Consider the following 16,818-nt stretch of genomic DNA (forward strand, 5'->3'; position numbering starts at 1 on the left):
ATGAGCTTTCAATTTTCATCGTCAGACCATGAACTACAAGAAAACCATGAGATCAATGTGACACCATTTATCGATGTAATGTTGGTGTTATTGATCATTTTTATGGTTGCGGCCCCGCTTGCAACCGTCAGCGTGCCGGTGGATTTACCCACCTCTTCGGCGAAGCCGAATGCCTCGCCCAGTCAGCCTGTGTATTTGTCTGTAGGCTCTGGACAAATGCTGCAAGTTGATGAGCATCCTGCGTTTTCCCTTGAGGAAGCCAGTCAGAAGTTGCCTCAATGGGTGGCGAACAAACAAACCCGTTTATATTTGCGGGCCGATAAAACCTTGCCTTATCAGTCACTGTTGGAAGTGATTAATACGCTTAGTCAAGCGGGTTATCAGCAAGTCGGGCTGGTGGGTATTGCGCAGTCAGCATCGAGTTCCTCATGACGGTATTGGCTGGGTTGCCGCAAGGCTTTGAGTTAGACCGCACGCGAAAAGGCTGGTTAGTGGGGGCGGCAGTGAGCGTCAGTCTCCACCTTGGAATGGCGATCGCGTACTTTTGGACACCGGCGCACACGCTCGCACCGCCTCCCGCCGCGGTGCCGATTGCTATTTCTGTCATCGCACCAGACGTGTCTGCCCCAAAGGTGGAAAAGCACGATGTGAAAGAGGGCAAACCGCAACGCGCCAGTCAGCCTGCTCATGCATCTGAGACGGAGCCAGAAAAAGTGATGCCGACGCCAAACGCGACGCCTGTGGTTGAAGATAAAAAAAATGCGCAAGTCCAAAAACAGCCGCAGTCTGTCTCACGTCCTGCCAAGAAGCCGCCTAAAGCGGTAGAGACGAAAAAAACGGTTGAGACCCACAAGGTGCAAATGACTGAGCCTCGCCCTAAACCAAAGGAAAGCCCCAAAACGTCACGTGCGTCGTCGGTCGCGCAAGAGGCGAGGGCGCCGAAACATGTTGACGCGCCAACACACAGTGAAGAAGTGACTGGCCCAGCGCAAGGACAGCTAACCGTAAAGGGGAAGGTTGCCAAGTTGAATTGGCAGCGACGGGTTCACGCGCATTTGGCGCACTATAAGCGCTATCCTCGATTTGCTCGGCGACTTAAGCAGCAAGGCTCGCCTCGGGTAACCTTTACCGTCAATCGCCAAGGCGAGGTGCAATCGGTCAAACTCCAAACTTCGAGCCACTTTGAGAGTTTGGACGAAGAGGCTAAGGCGCTGGTACAGCGTGCGTCCCCGTTGCCGACACCGCCAGATGCGTTGCCAGGGCTGACAATCACCGTCACAGTGCCGATCCGTTTTTCGCTTTGACAACACCTTGATAGATTTAGGCGCAGAGAGGGCAACAACAGTCGATAGAGGTCGCTTAACCGTGCGAATGCCCATATTTGTCGTGGGCGTTTTGAGTTTGTTTTCTCTTTAAATCAGGCTTTTGCTATGCTGTCTCGATAATTGAACAAGCGTTTAATTATCTCGCCAATTTCAACGACATTAAGGAGTACCCGTTGAATACAACATCAAAAGCGACCCTGAGCTTGACCGTTGCCGCACTGAGTGTGGCCAGTGCCTTATCTTTCTCTTCTTCAGTTCAAGCCATTGACAGTGCGCTTAGCGAAAAGCTTGGCATTGCCGATCACGCCGTTATTGCCCACCGTGGTGATTCCTACAACGCCCCCGAGTCCACGCTGCCCGCGTATCAGCTCGCGTGTGAAGTGGGTGCCGATTACCTCGAACTTGATCTGCAGCGCACCAAAGACGGCAAATTGATTGCTGTGCATGACGATAACCTCAAGCGCAATACGAATATCGAGACGGTCTACCCTGAGCGTGCCGACGATCCGGTCAATACCTTTACATGGGCAGAGCTGGAAAAACTGGATGCGGGTAGCTGGTTTAATGAATCATACCCAGAGCGCGCGCGTGAAAGCTTCCGTGGCTTGAAGCTTGTCACCTTAGACCAAGTGCGTGAAATCGCTGAAGGCTGTGCGCATCAGCCCGGTCTGTATATCGAGACCAAGGTGCCGGAGTTATTCCCTGGCATTGAGAAAGATTTGAAAGACGATCTGACCAAGCATGGCTGGCTAGATGACGATGCCAAGGGCAAAGTGATCCTACAAACTTTTAATAAATCGAGCCTTGAAACGCTGCAAAGCGTGATGCCAACCGTGCCAAAAATCTTGCTGCTTTGGGCGGGTGATGGCTACATTCCCACCAAGGACAGTGCGCCGAAAGCAGACGATGAGTCTTACGCCCAATACTATGCGCGCCAAGAAGTGGCTTCGAAAGAAGGCTACGCAGAATGGTTGGATTATGCCAAACAGCATGGCGCGATCGGTGTGGGCCCATCCACTATCCAAACGCAGCACGATGATGCATGGTCAAGCCAGTTTAGCTACATGGAGCTTGCAGCGCCTTGGATGGTAGAGATGAGCCATGAGAAAGACTTGCTGATGCATGTTTACACCGTGGATCAAGCGGTAGATTTTGAGCGCTATCGTGACCGTGGTGTGGATGGCTTTTTCACCAACCGTCCTAACCTTGCGGTGAAAACGCTCTCTGGCGGTGAAGGCAAAGATATTCAAGCGACACTGACCAAGCTGGGTTATTAGTCCCGTATGCGCTAAGCGCATTGTGTTCACAAGCCCGCCCTGTTGTGGCGGGCTTTTTAGTGGTATCTCGTCGATGATAGTGGTGACTGTTGAGTCAGTTTAGAGGGGCTTGCGCGTCATAAGCTTAGCCATTGCGCGTCGATACATACCATAAGCCACTGCGCCAGCGAGAATGTTGCCGACTAAAGCGCCCACAAATAAGCCATATAACTCAGCCATTTGCGCGCCCAACCATAAGCATGGCAAGAAAAATGCGAACAGACGAAGGGCGGAGATGGTCAAGGCAGTGTATGAACGGCCTAATGCATTAGTAATGGAGACCATCAACATGCACACGCCCAAAGCGCCTAAGCTAAACGGTACTAGGGTCAGGTGCCAATGCAAAATGTCAGTCACTTGCTGATCGCTTGTCATGAGTTGGGCGAGTGGATCGGCGGCAAACCAAGTCACTACAGCGATCAGCAATTGAAAGCCTAAGACAAACTGACAGGCCAGTTTTACCAAATGACGGATCTCGGTGAGATCACCTTTACCCAATAAGCGACCCACCATAGGTGGCATCGACATGGTTAGTGCAAGCACAGATACAATCGCAAAAAATTCAAAGCGAGATCCCACCGCCCATGCCGCAACTGCCGCAGGACCAAAGCCGGCGAGTAGCTTGGTTGCCAGCATGGACGAGACGGGCGGTAGCAGCTGACTTATCATCGCTGGCCCCATAATATGGCCGATGGATTTAACGCTTTTGGCAATGTCTAAATCGTGCCATGCCATCGAGATCCAACCTTTGCGAATAACCCGTGGCGCGACAATGACCACTCCGCTACCAAAAGCGATCAGGGTTGCGACGGCAGCGCCATTTATGCCCCAATCAAGCCAGAAAATGAACACAGGATCGAGGACCAAGTTTAACAGGCTGGTGACCACCATCATGGAGCCGGGCAGCAAGGTGTTTCCGTTGGCTCGCGCAATACTGTAAAAGAAATACAGCACCGCCCCCGCCCAAGCACTGACCAGCCAAATAATCCAATAACTGTCAATCACCGGAAATACGCTCTGAGGGGCATCGAGTAGTATTAATATCGGGTGACGTAGCGCATACAAAAGCAACGCGAAACCCGCGACACCGAAGGTACCCATAAGGAGGATTAAGCCGCCGAGTTGCTTGGCGTAGTCGCACTTATCCGCACCAAGCGCGCGTGAAATGACTGCGGTCGTGGCAATACCTAACCCGACCTGAATCCCGATAATGATCATTTGAATGGGCAAGGTAAAGCCTTGCGCAGCAAGGGGAAGCACCCCAAGTTGGCCGATAAATGCACTGTCGACTAACTGAAAACTCATCAGTGACAGCACCCCGAATAGCATGGGCAGGGTGGTAGAAAACAAGCGCTTTGCGCGAGAGACAGACTCCATCAGGCACTCTTTGGGTTAATAGGGTGAAAAAAAGCCGAGCATCAACATGCTCGGCATAACCCAACCAATTGTAGAGGATTACTGGAAATTACCAACCCTCTTCCTGTAGGGGCATTAGTCGCTATCGGTGCGTAAAGCTAGCTGGCTTGCGAGATAGGTATAAGTTCTGGCATACATGGCAGCACGGGTCGCGTTGTTTGAGGCGCCCGCATGACCCCCTTCCATGTTTTCATAGTAAAGAACGTCGTGGCCCATCGCCTGCATTTTGGCCACCATTTTACGTGCGTGAGCAGGATGAACTCTGTCATCGCGAGTTGAAGTGGTGAATAGCACGCGAGGATAAGCGGTATCCTGACTGAGGTTGTGATAGGGCGAGTACGTTTTAAGGTAGGCCCAATCTGCTTCGGTATCAGGATTGCCGTATTCCGCCATCCAACTGGCTCCCGCCAATAGCTTATTGAAACGTTTCATGTCCAACAATGGCACCTGGCAAACCACGGCTTGATAGAGCTCTGGACGACGTGTCACAGCAGCGCCGACCAGCAGGCCACCATTGCTGCCACCTTGAATACCAAGGTGGGCAGGTGTGGTGATTTTTTTGCTAATCACATCTTCTGCGACGGCCTCAAAATCTTGGTAGGCTTTGTGTCTTTGATGTTTGAGTGCCGCAAGGTGCCAAGCAGGGCCATACTCACCGCCACCGCGAATGTTGGCGAGGACATAAACCCCACCTTTTTCTAGCCAGTTTTTACCAAGTAACGCGCTGTAGTGAGGGGTTAGACTCACTTCAAAGCCACCGTATCCGTACAACAAGGTTGGATTTTTACCATCGCGTTTTAAGGTTTTAGAGGCCACCAAAAAGTAGGGGACTTGTGTGCCATCTTTAGAGGTCGCAAAGTGTTGCTCGACGACTAAATCATTGGCGTCAAATTTAGGTGGCGTTGATTTTAGATGTCGCGTCTCATGCGACTGAGCGTCTACCTGGTAGATAGAGGGCGGCGTTAAGAAGCTTGATACGTCAACGAAAAAGTCATCATGCTCTGGCGAGGTGTTGAATACACGCATATGGGTGTTTTCTTCGAGTGCAACAGGCTTTTGTTGCCAATCCCCTTTGGCGTCTTTATGCAACACGCGAATACGTGAACTGACATCATTCAGCTCGCTGACAATGATATGGCGTGCCGTGAAATCAACGGACTCGATACTGGTTTTTGTGTCGGGAGCAAGAAATGCTTGATAGTGTGGCTGTACTGCCGTTAGGTCAGTCAACTCAGCAGAGAGGATACTGCCCTGTTGGAAACGGGTGTCGCCTTGGTGAAAGTCTGACTTGAGCTGGAAGAACAAAGCGCCTTCAAAGTAGCCGAGGATCTCACTGTCAGCGGGCAGAGTGAGGGGGCGTAGGGTGTTCTTGTCGAGCCAGAATGTTTGTTGGCGATAAAAGGTTTCGCCTTCACGGACGAGTGTCACCCTTGAGTGGGCATCTCGCAATGTGAACATACCGACGGAGACGGAGCGAGGGCTCCCTTCATAAACCACAGGTGCGTCTTTGAGTGAGGTACCGCGTTGCCATTTTTTGACGAGGCGTGGATAGCCTGAATCTGTCAATGTTCCTTCACCAAAATCCGTTGCCACGAGTAAGTGATCATTATCCAACCAGGTAATGTCGCTTTTGGCCTCGCTGAGTGAAAAGCCATCGGCAATAAATTGTTTGGTCGTGAGGTCGAATTCGCGTTTAACTGTGGCGTCGGCGCCACCGCGCGAGAGTGCTACCATGCAGCGTTGGTAGGCAGGTGCATAGCAATCGACGCCCTTAAGTACCCAGTCTTCACCTTCTGCTTTAGCGAGTGCATCGACATCAATGACGGTTTCCCATTCAGGCTTTTCTTTCGCATAACTATCGGGCGTGGTACGTCGATAGAGACCTTTGACATGGGTATCATCCTGCCAAAAGTTGTAATAGTAGTCGCCACGACGAGACGGATAGGCGAGACGGTCAGTGGCATTTAATACATCAAGGCTATCTTGGTAGAAGGTCGAGTAACTTGGGTGGCGGGTAAGCGTGTCGTTTGTCGAGGCATTCTGTTTTTTTACCCAAGTAAGGGCTTGCTCGCTCTCAACCTCTTCCAGCCATAAAAAGGGATCGGCGTGATCAGCGCCGTGTGCTGTGCCGAGGGTCATGGCCAACGCTGCGGCACTGAGTGTGGGAGTTTTCATTGTCGTTTTCCTTCTCAATAGGAGTTTTGCTCAGTCCATGAGGATAAAAAAAGCCGAGCAAAAAAGGAGCTCGGCATAAAAGAAAAGCAGTGGTGTTGCCATGGTTAGCTATTCGTCAAGAACGCAATCCAAGGGGAAGCCATGGGCTTAAGTTCGTTCGACTTCGCCGCTTGTTGCATGGCTTTGAGTGCAGCTGCGTTGTTCTCCAACTCGAAGTAGGCCATCCCTTTTAAGTACTCCAGCTCAGCAGCAACATCGAAGGGAACACCCTGTTTATCCGACGCAAAGTCAATAATGTTCTTATACTGTTGGTCTTGGATCATTAAGCGAGCGATCTTGAGTTTGGTTTTCGGATCGGCGTCCAACGCATAGGCTGCACGATAACTGGTAATCGCTTTAGTGAGTTCTTTCGCTTGGTGCCAATACTGGCCAAGCTTTTCTAAGTGCTCACTGGTTTTTTCTACCGTGCCCTTTTCTATCTCCTTGGCCAGTGTCGTAGCGGCACGAAAAGGAATAGATTGATAGGCTAAAAAGTCAGTGAGCCTGAGGATTTCTTTTTCCTCATCGAGCAAGCCGAGCTTATAAGCGGACTCAAGCGCTGCAAGTGCTTTACCATCCTTACCGCGCTCCATTTCTATTCCCGACAGTTGCTTCCAATACTGTTTTTTCTCTGGGAATAGCTCGGTCAACGTGGTCAGGACGTTGGCAGTGTTTGCCAAATCATTGGTTTGATAATAGGCAGACATGAGCATCATATACCAAGACTCACTCGGCTTATCGCTGAGGGCGATGGCCTGCTTTATCTCGGGGATCGCTTGCTTAAACTGCTCTTGTTGGACATAGGCACTCGCCAATGTCATGTAGCTCATGGCATCTGGCTTTTCCTCTCCTTCACTCAGTTGAATTTGAAACCACTGCTTCATCAGCGCAATCGTGTTAGCAAATTTCTCCTGTACCATATAGAGCTGAGCCAGGCTGTATCTGACTTGCTGTGCGACAGCTACAGGCAAAGCATCAATCTTTAGCGCTTGCGCAAAGTACTCGGTCGCTTTCGCGTAGTTATCTTCAATTGAGTAAATATAACCAAGCTGCTGAAGTAGCACGGCTTGGTCATATTTCTTATTACCACTGCGATCAAGGGCGCTCTCAAGCTCTGCCTTTGCATCTTGATAGGCCTCGTTAGCGATGTACTTTTGCACTTTATTGACGGTGCGATACGTCCGGTCCGATAGCTCCGGGTTATTGGCACCATAGGACACGCTTGAAAGGCTCAAAGCAAACAGCGCTAAAGCCAACATCCGTGTTAATGTGTTTTTCATGATGGCCGTCCTAGTTAATCGAAAACTCTATTTCTTGAGAAAGCCGAGCCTTGACGGGTTTGCCGTCTACAACCTTGGGCTTAAACCGCCATTGTTGCACCGTTTTTTGCGCGGCTCGTCGGAGTCCCATACGGCGCGGGTCTTCTTCAAGGACTTGAACGTCTTCCACGCCCCCTTGCTCATTGACGGTAAACTCAAGTAACACAATCCCTTTTTCTAACCCTGCTCGTGCCGCTTTGCGAGGCATTTGCGGTAAGAAGGTCGCTAAAGGGGTTGGCCCCTGATTACCGGCCATCCCGCCACCGCCTTGGCTGTAGTGACCCAGCACCGAACCGCCCGAAATGTTCACCGGCAAGTCCAAGTTAGGCATATCAAGCTTCACTTGATCCATCTGTGGCTTCACCGTAGATGTCACCTTCATTTCCGGTGGTGGTGGCGGCTTTTTCGGTGGCTGAGGCTTTGGAAGCTCACGCTTTCTTTCTTTGATCTTTTCATCAGGTTTGATGCGCACAAACTCGATAATTCGCTGAGTCTCGTCGCCAGTTAATTCATGGCGCTCTTTGTTGACGATTTTATCCATGCCCCAAAACAAACCCAGCGAGACGAATAATGCGAGCACAATCGACGCCAAATAACGCATACGCTAGTCCTTGCTTTTCGCTGCAATCGAGATGCTATCCACACCGGCCATTTTGATTTGGTCCATGACGTCAACAACAACACCCGCACTTGCTTCTTGATCTGCTTGGATGACGACCGCGCCTTCTGGGCTTTCTGCACGTAAGCGCTCAATATTGGCGCGTACCGCACCGACTTCAACACGGCGTTTATCAACCCAGACATCACCCGCAGGACCGACGGCGACCATGATGTTGCCTTTACTGACGGTCTGTGCGGTATTCGCACTGGGTCGATTGACGTCAATACCCGCTTCTTTGACGAACGAAGTGGTGACGATAAAAAAGATCAACATAATGAAGACGATATCCAACATGGGTGTCATGTCGATCGCCGCTTCATCATTCCCTTCATTGCTATAACGTCGTTTCATGTCGCTACCTTAAATCCTTTTACGAGGTGACATGCTTAAGCTTGTCTTCAAGCTTACGCGTTGATGTTTTGGCAAGATGATCCAGGCGTGTGCTGAAAAACAGACCGGACAAGGAGGCGACCATTCCCGCTAACGTCGGGATAGTGGCTTTAGAAATCCCTGAAGCCATCGCCCGAGGACTCCCCGTGCCTACTACCGCTAATGTATCGAACACATGGATCATACCCACAACGGTCCCTAACAAGCCCAATAAAGGGCACATCGCGATCAACACTTTGACAATGGGTAATCCGCGTTTATTTTCTATGTCGCGGATTGAAACCAGTTCTTGCCGTATCATTCGCGCAGCCCAACTGCGATGCTCTGGACGCTGTTGCCATTGGCTGACTACCGATTTTGCCGCACGAGGTGCTACAAAAATGAAGTAAAACCAACGCTCTAACAGCGCACACCACAGAAAGACGCTGAGCACAAAGATGGCGACCAGTACATCGCCACCCATGCCGAGAAAGTGTCGAATCGACGCTAACTCAGAGAGTATCCATTGCATGACATCTCCTTAGCTTTCCGCTGTATGAAGCTTTTCCTGATATCGTGCAATAAAGCCAGCGCTTTGTTCCTCAAGGGTTTGTACCAATCGACGCCCTTTACTGTGTACGAAGGTGTAGAGGAACAGCAACGGAATCGCGACGACGAGGCCAAGCATGGTAGTGACCAAGGCTTCTGAAATGCCGCCAGCCATTAGCTTAGGATCACCGGTACCAAACAAGGTAATAGCCTGGAAGGTTCCAATCATCCCCATGACCGTACCGAGTAGGCCGAGTAGCGGTGCCACCGATGCGAATAACTTGATTGAGCCAATAAAGCGTTCAATCTTAGGCGCATTGCGCATGATGATTTCATCCAGTTTCGCTTCCAAGTCTTCTAAGCTGGAGCCTTGGTGTTCTTTGTAGGCTTGGATGACTTCACCTAGTGGGTTGTCTTTCAAGACTGCGTCACTCTTCTTCTGTTTACGCATCTTGCTGCCAATCACGGATAGGCGCAGGTAGCACAACAGCGCGATGAGGACACCAACCGCACCCATGACAAGAATGATGTAACCTACCAATCCACCTTGGTCGATACGCTCTTGTACGTTAGGGCTTTGCACCAGTAGGGAAAGGATCACACCACGTGATGGATCAAGATAAAGTGGCGCGTAGGCACTGGATGCTGACTCAAATGCAGACACGTTCGACAAAATATTGCTAGCTGGCTGGCGGGCGAGTTCTTCAAATTTGCCCGTCTCAGGGACGTAAGTCAGGTATTTACCGTTGGCAATGGCGTTAAATTCACCAATGAGTGTGACTTCATCGCTCGCTTCGCTGCCCTCGCCATATACCACAGTTGCAGGAACCGTCGAGGTATCGCCCGATACGATCATCTGCTCCATCACCGTTTGCCAGAATTGCTCGAGCTCATTGATAGAGGGCAACTCTTTGCTCTCGGCAAGCTTGGTCAGCAGCGCATCTCGGTTCGGGAATTGCACAGCGTTTTGCGAGGCATGGAAGATACCTTTAAATTCACCAGAGAATTGACGAACCACGCCAAACATTTCACCCAGTGAGCCAGAACGCTGACGTAAGGTATCTGCCAATTCCGCCAGTTTCTGATCGTTCGCATCGAATGTGGCTTTAAGTTGTTCGCCGCGTTGGGTCTCGAAAGCCAATTGCTGTTTGGCTTCAGCGAGGAGTGCCGCTTGGTTTTCTTTATCCGCCAAAAACGCCGCTTCACGCTCTCGGTTTTGCTGTGACTCGGTTACACGGTCGTTCTTCACTTGGTTGAGAAGCTCATCCAAAGTGTTGGCATGTACACTGCTTAACGATAAAGATAGGGCAGTGATACCGGTTAGAAGATACTTGATTCCCTTCATCATTACTTCTCCCCTGTAAAGACAGGTAGCTCAATCAGTGCAGGTGGTGCTTGCTTCTTCGCGATACGCAGACCTTGCTCAACCGCGTCACGATAGCCTTCAGGAAGTGATTCCCATTGGTTAGTTTGCTTGTTCCACATCCCGGTTTCTGCGCCATCAGGTGACTGGTAGAACAGCGCTGTCCGCCCTACACGAAGAAAGTCATAGGTTTTGACATCGCCGTCACGTTCCATGCTGGCTTTGTAGGCTTCAATGTTACGAGAAAAGCCTTCTTCGATTTGGTAAGCCTCAAGCACGCGACGGAACTTCTCGGATGTTGTGACATCGGCGCGATCCATCATTTCGCGAAGGCTGGCAATGCGTTTTTCGCGTTCGTTGAGCTGAAACGGTAAATCGAGTTGCACGAATTGATCGAGCGAATCAATCATTTTGAGTGTCAGTGGAACAATTTCCATCGCGGTCTGATCAATCTGGTTAATTTGCTTTTCCAGTGACGCCACTTCGCTGTTTTGCGAACTCACCATACGATCAAGCTGGTTGTTATAAATACGCATACTGTCAAGCTGACGTAAAACCGCTTTATATTCCGCGAGCATGCCATCGGTTTGTTCACTGTATTGATCAATTTTTTGTTGCGATGCTTGTCCTGCGTTATTTTTACTTTCTACCGCCGACACAACGTCATTAGTAGAAGTAGCCATCGCAAACGAGCTGGTCAGCAACAGAGAACTGAGAATGGCGTTATTTAATCCCTTACGTACCATATCCGTTACCTGTTAAATTGCAGAGAAATAAGGCGCGGCGAAACCGCGCCAGGTTTGAGTTAGAAGTTATATTCGGCTTCAACGTAGAGTTGACGTCCCAGAGGGCTGTCATAGTCATTGGCATAGAATGGTGATCTATCACTCAGCGGATCTGCAGGTGGTTGTTTATCAAACATATTGATAGCACCCACAGTGACTTTACCTTGCTCATTGAAGGCGTAAGTGGCCGTTAAGTTCCAAGTTGTCATGCTCGATACTTTGGTTTGCTGTCCAGCATCTTTAGCGTCTTGGCAGGTATCGAAATAGTATCGATTAGCAAATCCCGTACACATACTGTCGCGGTATTTACCAAAGACATTGACGCTGTAATCGCCCATGACCCAGCCGAGGTTTAGTGTGGCTGTATACTCAGGTAAGAAGTCGGTTTCATCGATGAGTGGTTCACCATCGTTCTCGCGGTATTCAGCGTCAATGATCTTAGTCACTGACAGTTTAGGGCTGAAGGTACCGTAATTTTGAGTATCGTAAGAATAAGAGACCGATAGGTCGATACCTGAGCGCAATTCGGACGCTTGGTTGACCGGACCATAAATCACATTATCGATCTCGCCATCACTGTTGCGCTTCACTTCCGCACCGGCATATTTACTTGGCTCATTGATTACATCTTGATAGCTTGGTGCTGTGACCACGTTTTCCATCTTGATGCGATACCAGTCTAGTGTCAGACCGAGATCTTCAACAGGTTCCCACACCAGACCCAAGTTAATATTGGTGCTTTCTTCTTCTTCAAGCTCTTTGTTTGGCCCAGAAGTGATATCGAAATTTTGGGTATCACACTCAGGGATAGAGCCGCTATCCTGTGGGCCATTGCCCCCCGCATTTTTACACAATACAGGGTCAAAGCCGCTACCAAATGCCTTGGTCTCATCACCGAACAGGCGCTTCAGATCGGGTGCACGGAAACCAAGCCCGTAACTACCACGCAATAGCAGAGTATCAGTAGGACGATAAGCTAGAGAGACTTTTGGCGTAAAGGCGCCACCGGTTGACGAATCGTCAAAATAGTGGTCATAGCGACCTGCGAGTGTCATTTCAAGGTTTTCAATGATAGGAACTAAGGCTTCAACGCCCAACCCGATCTGATCGCGGTCGCCACCACCGGATGAACCGCCTAAACCTTCAAAACGGCCGTTTTTGGTATTTTCATCGATGGTTTCGAGATAATCAGTTCGGTTCCACTCGCCGTATACCGAGAAGCTCGACATGCCCGCAGGAAGTTCAATTAAATCGCCACCCAATGAGGAGTTCACTGAATAAAGCTTAGTACGTGCGTTTTTGGTCGACCTTCCCTTGTATTTTTCTACGGTCTCCGGAGACAGGCGCGCAAGGAGATCGATTTCATCGTTTTTCACCGCATCGCCGATACTGGCAAAAATGGCTGGATTATCCGTTTCAACCTTCTGCTCTGAGTAGCTTGCATAAGCATCCCAGCTATAGTCGCTCACATAGCCATCGAGCCCGACAGTGATACCGTAAGAGCGCGATTCTGTGTTGTTCTCACGGTTGCCAAATTCGACCATGCGTCGAGTATAGGTACCTTCTCCTCGGCTGTGAGTCGCATCGGTTTCGACCTTTAATGCGCCAGGCTCAAACGTGGAGTTGGTTTCTTTGTGGTTAAACCGTGCTTCTGCCGTGGCCATCAAATCAGGTGTGATATCGAACTCACCACGAAGCATTAGATCCGCTTGCTTGTTTTCAGGTTTTAAGGTCCGACGTGACGCTCGGTTAAAACCACATTTTCCATCCGCACGCGCGACGCCGTCTCCCTCGAGAAAGTCTTTACAGTTTTCACTTGGTAAGGTGATATTGTCGCTCGCATCCACGAAGCTTGCCCCGTAGCTCGAGTAACCACTCAAGGCCGAGCGTGCTGAGTTATCGTCGCCGGCCCAGCTTTTGTCTTTTTGCTTGAGAATATCGTTGCCAGCAAATTGGCCAACGAAGAATACACGTTTTGAATCGAAGTCTTTACCGGCGACCACATCGAGACGATCTGCTGAATACCCCCCACTGGTCGTTTGACCATGGCGACCTTTAACAGAAACACCGTCAAAGCCTTTTTTCATGATGAAGTTCACTACCCCACCAATAGCGTCTGACCCATAAACGGCTGACCCCGAATCTGTAAGCACTTCAACACGTTCAATGGCAGCAACGGGGATCTGACCAATATCTTGGAAGTTTGTTGAGCCATTTTGTGCTAGTGGGTACTGAGGTAGGCGACGACCGTCAATCAAAATAAGTGTGCGCGATGCCCCAAGGCCACGTAGGTTCACCGACTGTGCGGCTGGGGTAAAACTAAAAGAGTCCGTTTGCGACAGGTTACCGCCGGTATTTTGAGTTAAGCTGTTGAGAATGTCTTGCGCACTGTTAAAGCCTTTAGCTTGGATGTCCTCACTGCTAACTACAGTAATCGGACTTGGTCCTTCAACTTCAGCACGTGATATACGTGAACCAGTCACTTTCAGCTTCTGCAGCTCTTGCGCTTGTTCTGGTTGCTCGTCCGCGATGGCGGTTGAGGCGAATGTAAGTGATCCCACTGCGAGACCAATGGCAACAGACAGTGCCGTTGTTCTTGTCTTCATCCTTGATTGCTCCCTGTCATTTGACTACTTCTTCAGCGCGTATCTTCAGTACTGCTCTTATCCCTGAGCGCGCATGACAGCCAGATATACCGAATGTTTCGTCTAGGCGTCAAACAAGTGACAGCGACACTCTCTATCTGCGCTGTCATGGCTTATCTCGTTCATTTTGGTGGTTTATTTTGATTTGGCGCACACAAACATGTCTATATGACTGGTCTTTTATTTATTGTTAGATAATTGTTTCATGTGAGGCGGGATGGGTGTGCTTGGTTGCTCGATGAGTGGATATGCTGGAGATGAATGAACTTAAAGAATATACAACTATTTAACATTGTTGGGTTTGTCGCCGCATAATCTACCTAATGCGTGCATCGGTAGTAGTGGCGTTCACATGTTCAACGAAAAAGCAGTGGGTCCAGTTTTAAACTGACATGAGTTAACAAAAAATGACATTAATTTGACAATTGTGTTTATAGCGTCTGCGGAAATTTATGCACTTTTTTTGCGTAAATTTCTAGAGTAAACGCTCAATTGATAGGTTTGTCATATTCTGTAATTTTACTGTCATGTGAATGAATGTTGTTTTTTTTATTTTGTAAGTGGCTGGTATCGAAAGAGAAAAAAAGTCTCGCCGTGCAAGTGGAGATCGTTGATTGTGTCGGCAAATCAAGATAAATATAGACCACTTAATTGAAGCGTGTCATACGGATAAATGTTTTTACGCCTAGGATGGCATAAAACCATTTGTGAGAAGGTAGGCCAATGTCGCCTACCCAAGCATCAGTTAGCTGAAACATAGTTAACAGGGAGTAGTGGACTATGCTGTCGTACTTTTTACGTCGGTTGTTATTGGTGGTGCCGACTTTTCTTGGCATTACCATTTTGATCTTTGGTATCACCCGTCTTGTGCCTGGGGGACCGGTCGAGCGGATGATGACGCAAATGCAAGCACAAGCCGATGGTGGCTCTAGCCTGCAGCGTGCTGGTGACAGCTCGGCGTTATCGGAAGACCAAATTGCCGAGTTACGCGCCTTTTACGGGCTCGATAAGCCGGTGCTGGAAGCCTATGTAGATTGGCTGGGTAAACTTGCCAATTTCGACTTGGGCGAGTCGACGCGCTACTACGAGCCAGTCACTGACATGATCGCCGAGCGTCTGCCCGTCTCGTTGTTTTACGGCGGGATGACCTTCTTTATCAGCTATTTTATCTCTCTTCCGCTCGGTTATTACAAAGCCCTCAAACACGGTTCGGTGTTTGACTCCTCTTCCTCTGTGCTGATCTTTATCGGATTTGCCTTACCCGGCTATGTGGTCGGGGTATTACTGATCACCTTATTTAGCTATCACCTCGAGTGGTTCCCAATGGGGGGCTTTGTGGGCGATGCTTACTACGACGCGACCAGTTTTTGGGAGCGCGCCAAAGATGTGATGTGGCATGCGGTACTGCCGCTGATTTGTTATCTGATTGGTGATTTTGCCACCCTGACCATGACGATGAAAAACAACCTGATGGAAAACTTATCTGCCGATTATATCCGCACAGCCATCGCCAAAGGGTTGCCGTTCCGTTCGGCGGTGCGCAAGCACGCACTGCGCAATAGCTTAATTCCGATAGCCAGCCATTTTGGTAACTCTTTATTGTTCTTTATGACTGGCGCGTTTTTGATTGAAGTGATTTTCAATATCAATGGCATTGGCTTACTTGGCTATGAGTCGATTATGGAGCGTGACTATCCGGTGGTGATGGGCATTGTCGCCATCAATGCGCTTTTACTGCTGGCCGGCAACATTATCTCAGATATCTGTGTTGCTATGGTTGACCCTCGCGTGAAGTTTGGATCTTGATATGTTGACGTTTAGCCCTTTAACTCAAAAGAAAATCCGCAGCTTTAAACAAATTAAACGCGGTTACTGGTCGTTTATCATCCTTGCCGTGATGCTGGTCTTATCGCTGTTCGCCGAGTTTTTTATTAACAGTAAAGCGTTAATGGTCAAATACAACGGCGAGTACTATTTCCCGGTACTGAGTGATGTGCACTTGGCGAGTGATTTTGGTCAAGTGGGCACTAGCGAAGCTAACTATCGTCAACTCGCCAAAGCCTTTGAGGCACAAGCAGGGGACAACTATGTGATCATGCCATTGGTGCCGTGGAACCCACTGGAACAAGACTTTAGCGGTGACTTTCCGCCGACCGCGCCAAGTGCCGAAAACAAACACTATCTTGGCACCGATGAGATCGGACGCGATATTCTCGCCCGCCTTGTCTATGGCTTTCGTACCGCGATGGGCTTTGCATTGCTGACCATGGCCGCCTCGTATGCGATTGGCACTGCGGTAGGTTGTGCAATGGGCTTTTGGGGCGGTAAGTTTGACTTGTTTTTCCAGCGCTTTATCGAAATCTGGTCGATGGTGCCGTTCCTGTATGTGATCATGATATTGGTCTCGATTCTTCAGCCCACCTTTGCCCTCTTTGTAGGGATTAACGTACTGTTTGGTTGGATGGCGATCACTTGGTATATGCGCACCATGACCTATAAAGAGTCAGCGCGCGATTATGTGATGGCCGCGAGGGCGCTAGGGGCGTCGACCAGCCGGATCCTTTTCCGTCATATTTTACCCAACACCATGGTGATGATTGTTACTTTGGCGCCCTTTACCATCGCCCTCAATATTACCGCGCTAACAGCGCTGGATTATCTCGGCTTGGGGCTGATGCCACCGACGCCAAGTTGGGGGGAGCTGTTGCAGCAAGGCAAATCGAATTTGGATGCGCCATGGATTGTTGCATCTGTGGTGACCTCACTTGTGGTGGTATTGGTGATGGTGACCTTTATTGGTGAAGCGGTGCGCGCCGCCTTCGATCCGAAAAAATTCACCCGTTACGATTAATTATT

General features: G+C 49.6%; 14 protein-coding genes. 5 read left to right on the forward strand and 9 right to left on the reverse strand.

The genetic code is table 11. The annotated features are described in order from the left end of the window. The 3 genes from BZJ18_RS01300 (at nt 1) to BZJ18_RS01310 (ending at nt 2,602) form a co-directional block, all read left to right on the forward strand. Nucleotides 1–432, forward strand: a complete 432-nt coding sequence (locus BZJ18_RS01300) for a biopolymer transporter ExbD (RefSeq protein WP_069588974.1) — start codon at nt 1–3, stop codon at nt 430–432. Further along, on the forward strand, nt 429–1,304 hold the full coding sequence (locus BZJ18_RS01305) for an energy transducer TonB (RefSeq protein ID WP_077455039.1): 876 nt from the start codon (nt 429–431) through the stop codon (nt 1,302–1,304). The genes BZJ18_RS01300 and BZJ18_RS01305 overlap by 4 nt, the downstream gene beginning before the upstream one ends. A gap of 194 nt (nt 1,305–1,498) precedes the next feature. Then, on the forward strand, nt 1,499–2,602 hold the full coding sequence (locus BZJ18_RS01310; RefSeq protein ID WP_241824892.1) for a glycerophosphodiester phosphodiesterase: 1,104 nt from the start codon (nt 1,499–1,501) through the stop codon (nt 2,600–2,602). 99 nt (nt 2,603–2,701) lie between these two features. Here the strand turns inward: BZJ18_RS01310 and BZJ18_RS01315 are convergent, their stop codons facing one another. The 9 genes from BZJ18_RS01315 to BZJ18_RS01355 all read right to left on the reverse strand — a co-directional run bounded on the left by BZJ18_RS01315 (nt 2,702) and on the right by BZJ18_RS01355 (nt 13,923). Continuing rightward, the gene (locus BZJ18_RS01315; protein ID WP_077455041.1) at nt 2,702–4,018 is read right to left on the reverse strand and encodes an MATE family efflux transporter; all 1,317 of its coding nucleotides are present in this window, start codon (nt 4,016–4,018) and stop codon (nt 2,702–2,704) included. 114 nt (nt 4,019–4,132) lie between these two features. Further along, the gene (locus BZJ18_RS01320; RefSeq protein ID WP_077455042.1) at nt 4,133–6,232 is read right to left on the reverse strand and encodes a prolyl oligopeptidase family serine peptidase; all 2,100 of its coding nucleotides are present in this window, start codon (nt 6,230–6,232) and stop codon (nt 4,133–4,135) included. Between the two features lie 104 nt (nt 6,233–6,336). Next, complete coding sequence (locus BZJ18_RS01325; protein WP_108743098.1) at nt 6,337–7,551, reverse strand: tetratricopeptide repeat protein; 1,215 nt, start codon at nt 7,549–7,551, stop codon at nt 6,337–6,339. A 10-nt stretch (nt 7,552–7,561) separates the two neighbouring features. Next, nucleotides 7,562–8,191, reverse strand: coding sequence for an energy transducer TonB (locus BZJ18_RS01330; protein ID WP_069588963.1), 630 nt, complete (start codon nt 8,189–8,191; stop codon nt 7,562–7,564). Nucleotides 8,192–8,194: 3 nt separating this feature from the next. Beyond that, nucleotides 8,195–8,602 carry an ExbD/TolR family protein gene (locus BZJ18_RS01335; RefSeq protein WP_069588961.1) on the reverse strand — a complete coding sequence of 136 codons (408 nt, stop codon included), beginning with the start codon at nt 8,600–8,602 and terminating at the stop codon, nt 8,195–8,197. Nucleotides 8,603–8,621: 19 nt separating this feature from the next. Then, a complete protein-coding gene (locus BZJ18_RS01340) occupies nt 8,622–9,152 on the reverse strand; it encodes a MotA/TolQ/ExbB proton channel family protein (RefSeq protein WP_069588959.1) in 531 nt (176 codons plus the stop codon). A gap of 9 nt (nt 9,153–9,161) precedes the next feature. Beyond that, nucleotides 9,162–10,514, reverse strand: coding sequence for a MotA/TolQ/ExbB proton channel family protein (locus tag BZJ18_RS01345; protein ID WP_069589053.1), 1,353 nt, complete (start codon nt 10,512–10,514; stop codon nt 9,162–9,164). 2 nt (nt 10,515–10,516) lie between these two features. Next, a complete protein-coding gene (locus BZJ18_RS01350; RefSeq protein WP_077455043.1) occupies nt 10,517–11,278 on the reverse strand; it encodes a DUF3450 domain-containing protein in 762 nt (253 codons plus the stop codon). Between the two features lie 59 nt (nt 11,279–11,337). Further along, nucleotides 11,338–13,923: a TonB-dependent receptor plug domain-containing protein gene (locus BZJ18_RS01355; RefSeq protein WP_077455044.1), complete on the reverse strand. Its 2,586-nt coding sequence runs from the start codon at nt 13,921–13,923 to the stop codon at nt 11,338–11,340. An 819-nt stretch (nt 13,924–14,742) separates the two neighbouring features. Here BZJ18_RS01355 and BZJ18_RS01360 point away from each other — a divergent pair. Both BZJ18_RS01360 and BZJ18_RS01365 read left to right on the forward strand, forming a co-directional pair. Beyond that, entirely contained in the window at nt 14,743–15,768 is a 1,026-nt protein-coding gene (locus tag BZJ18_RS01360; protein WP_077455045.1) for an ABC transporter permease, read from the forward strand. A 1-nt stretch (nt 15,769) separates the two neighbouring features. After that, entirely contained in the window at nt 15,770–16,813 is a 1,044-nt protein-coding gene (locus BZJ18_RS01365; protein ID WP_077455046.1) for an ABC transporter permease, read from the forward strand. Nucleotides 16,814–16,818 lie beyond the last annotated feature (5 nt).

The organism is Salinivibrio sp. IB872, from assembly GCF_001995345.1.
Classification (GTDB): Bacteria; Pseudomonadota; Gammaproteobacteria; order Enterobacterales; family Vibrionaceae; genus Salinivibrio; species Salinivibrio proteolyticus.

Excerpts from the sequence above, each read along its gene's own strand:
- BZJ18_RS01300 (WP_069588974.1), top strand. The coding sequence starts at position 1 with ATGAGCTTTCAATTTTCATCGTCAGACCATGAACTACAAGAAAACCAT.
- BZJ18_RS01305 (WP_077455039.1), top strand. The coding sequence starts at position 429 with ATGACGGTATTGGCTGGGTTGCCGCAAGGCTTTGAGTTAGACCGCACG.
- BZJ18_RS01315 (WP_077455041.1), bottom strand. The coding sequence starts at position 4,018 with ATGGAGTCTGTCTCTCGCGCAAAGCGCTTGTTTTCTACCACCCTGCCC.
- BZJ18_RS01320 (WP_077455042.1), bottom strand. The coding sequence starts at position 6,232 with ATGAAAACTCCCACACTCAGTGCCGCAGCGTTGGCCATGACCCTCGGC.
- BZJ18_RS01325 (WP_108743098.1), bottom strand. The coding sequence starts at position 7,551 with ATGAAAAACACATTAACACGGATGTTGGCTTTAGCGCTGTTTGCTTTG.
- BZJ18_RS01330 (WP_069588963.1), bottom strand. The coding sequence starts at position 8,191 with ATGCGTTATTTGGCGTCGATTGTGCTCGCATTATTCGTCTCGCTGGGT.
- BZJ18_RS01335 (WP_069588961.1), bottom strand. The coding sequence starts at position 8,602 with ATGAAACGACGTTATAGCAATGAAGGGAATGATGAAGCGGCGATCGAC.
- BZJ18_RS01340 (WP_069588959.1), bottom strand. The coding sequence starts at position 9,152 with ATGCAATGGATACTCTCTGAGTTAGCGTCGATTCGACACTTTCTCGGC.
- BZJ18_RS01345 (WP_069589053.1), bottom strand. The coding sequence starts at position 10,514 with ATGAAGGGAATCAAGTATCTTCTAACCGGTATCACTGCCCTATCTTTA.
- BZJ18_RS01350 (WP_077455043.1), bottom strand. The coding sequence starts at position 11,278 with ATGGTACGTAAGGGATTAAATAACGCCATTCTCAGTTCTCTGTTGCTG.
- BZJ18_RS01355 (WP_077455044.1), bottom strand. The coding sequence starts at position 13,923 with ATGAAGACAAGAACAACGGCACTGTCTGTTGCCATTGGTCTCGCAGTG.
- BZJ18_RS01360 (WP_077455045.1), top strand. The coding sequence starts at position 14,743 with ATGCTGTCGTACTTTTTACGTCGGTTGTTATTGGTGGTGCCGACTTTT.
- BZJ18_RS01365 (WP_077455046.1), top strand. The coding sequence starts at position 15,770 with ATGTTGACGTTTAGCCCTTTAACTCAAAAGAAAATCCGCAGCTTTAAA.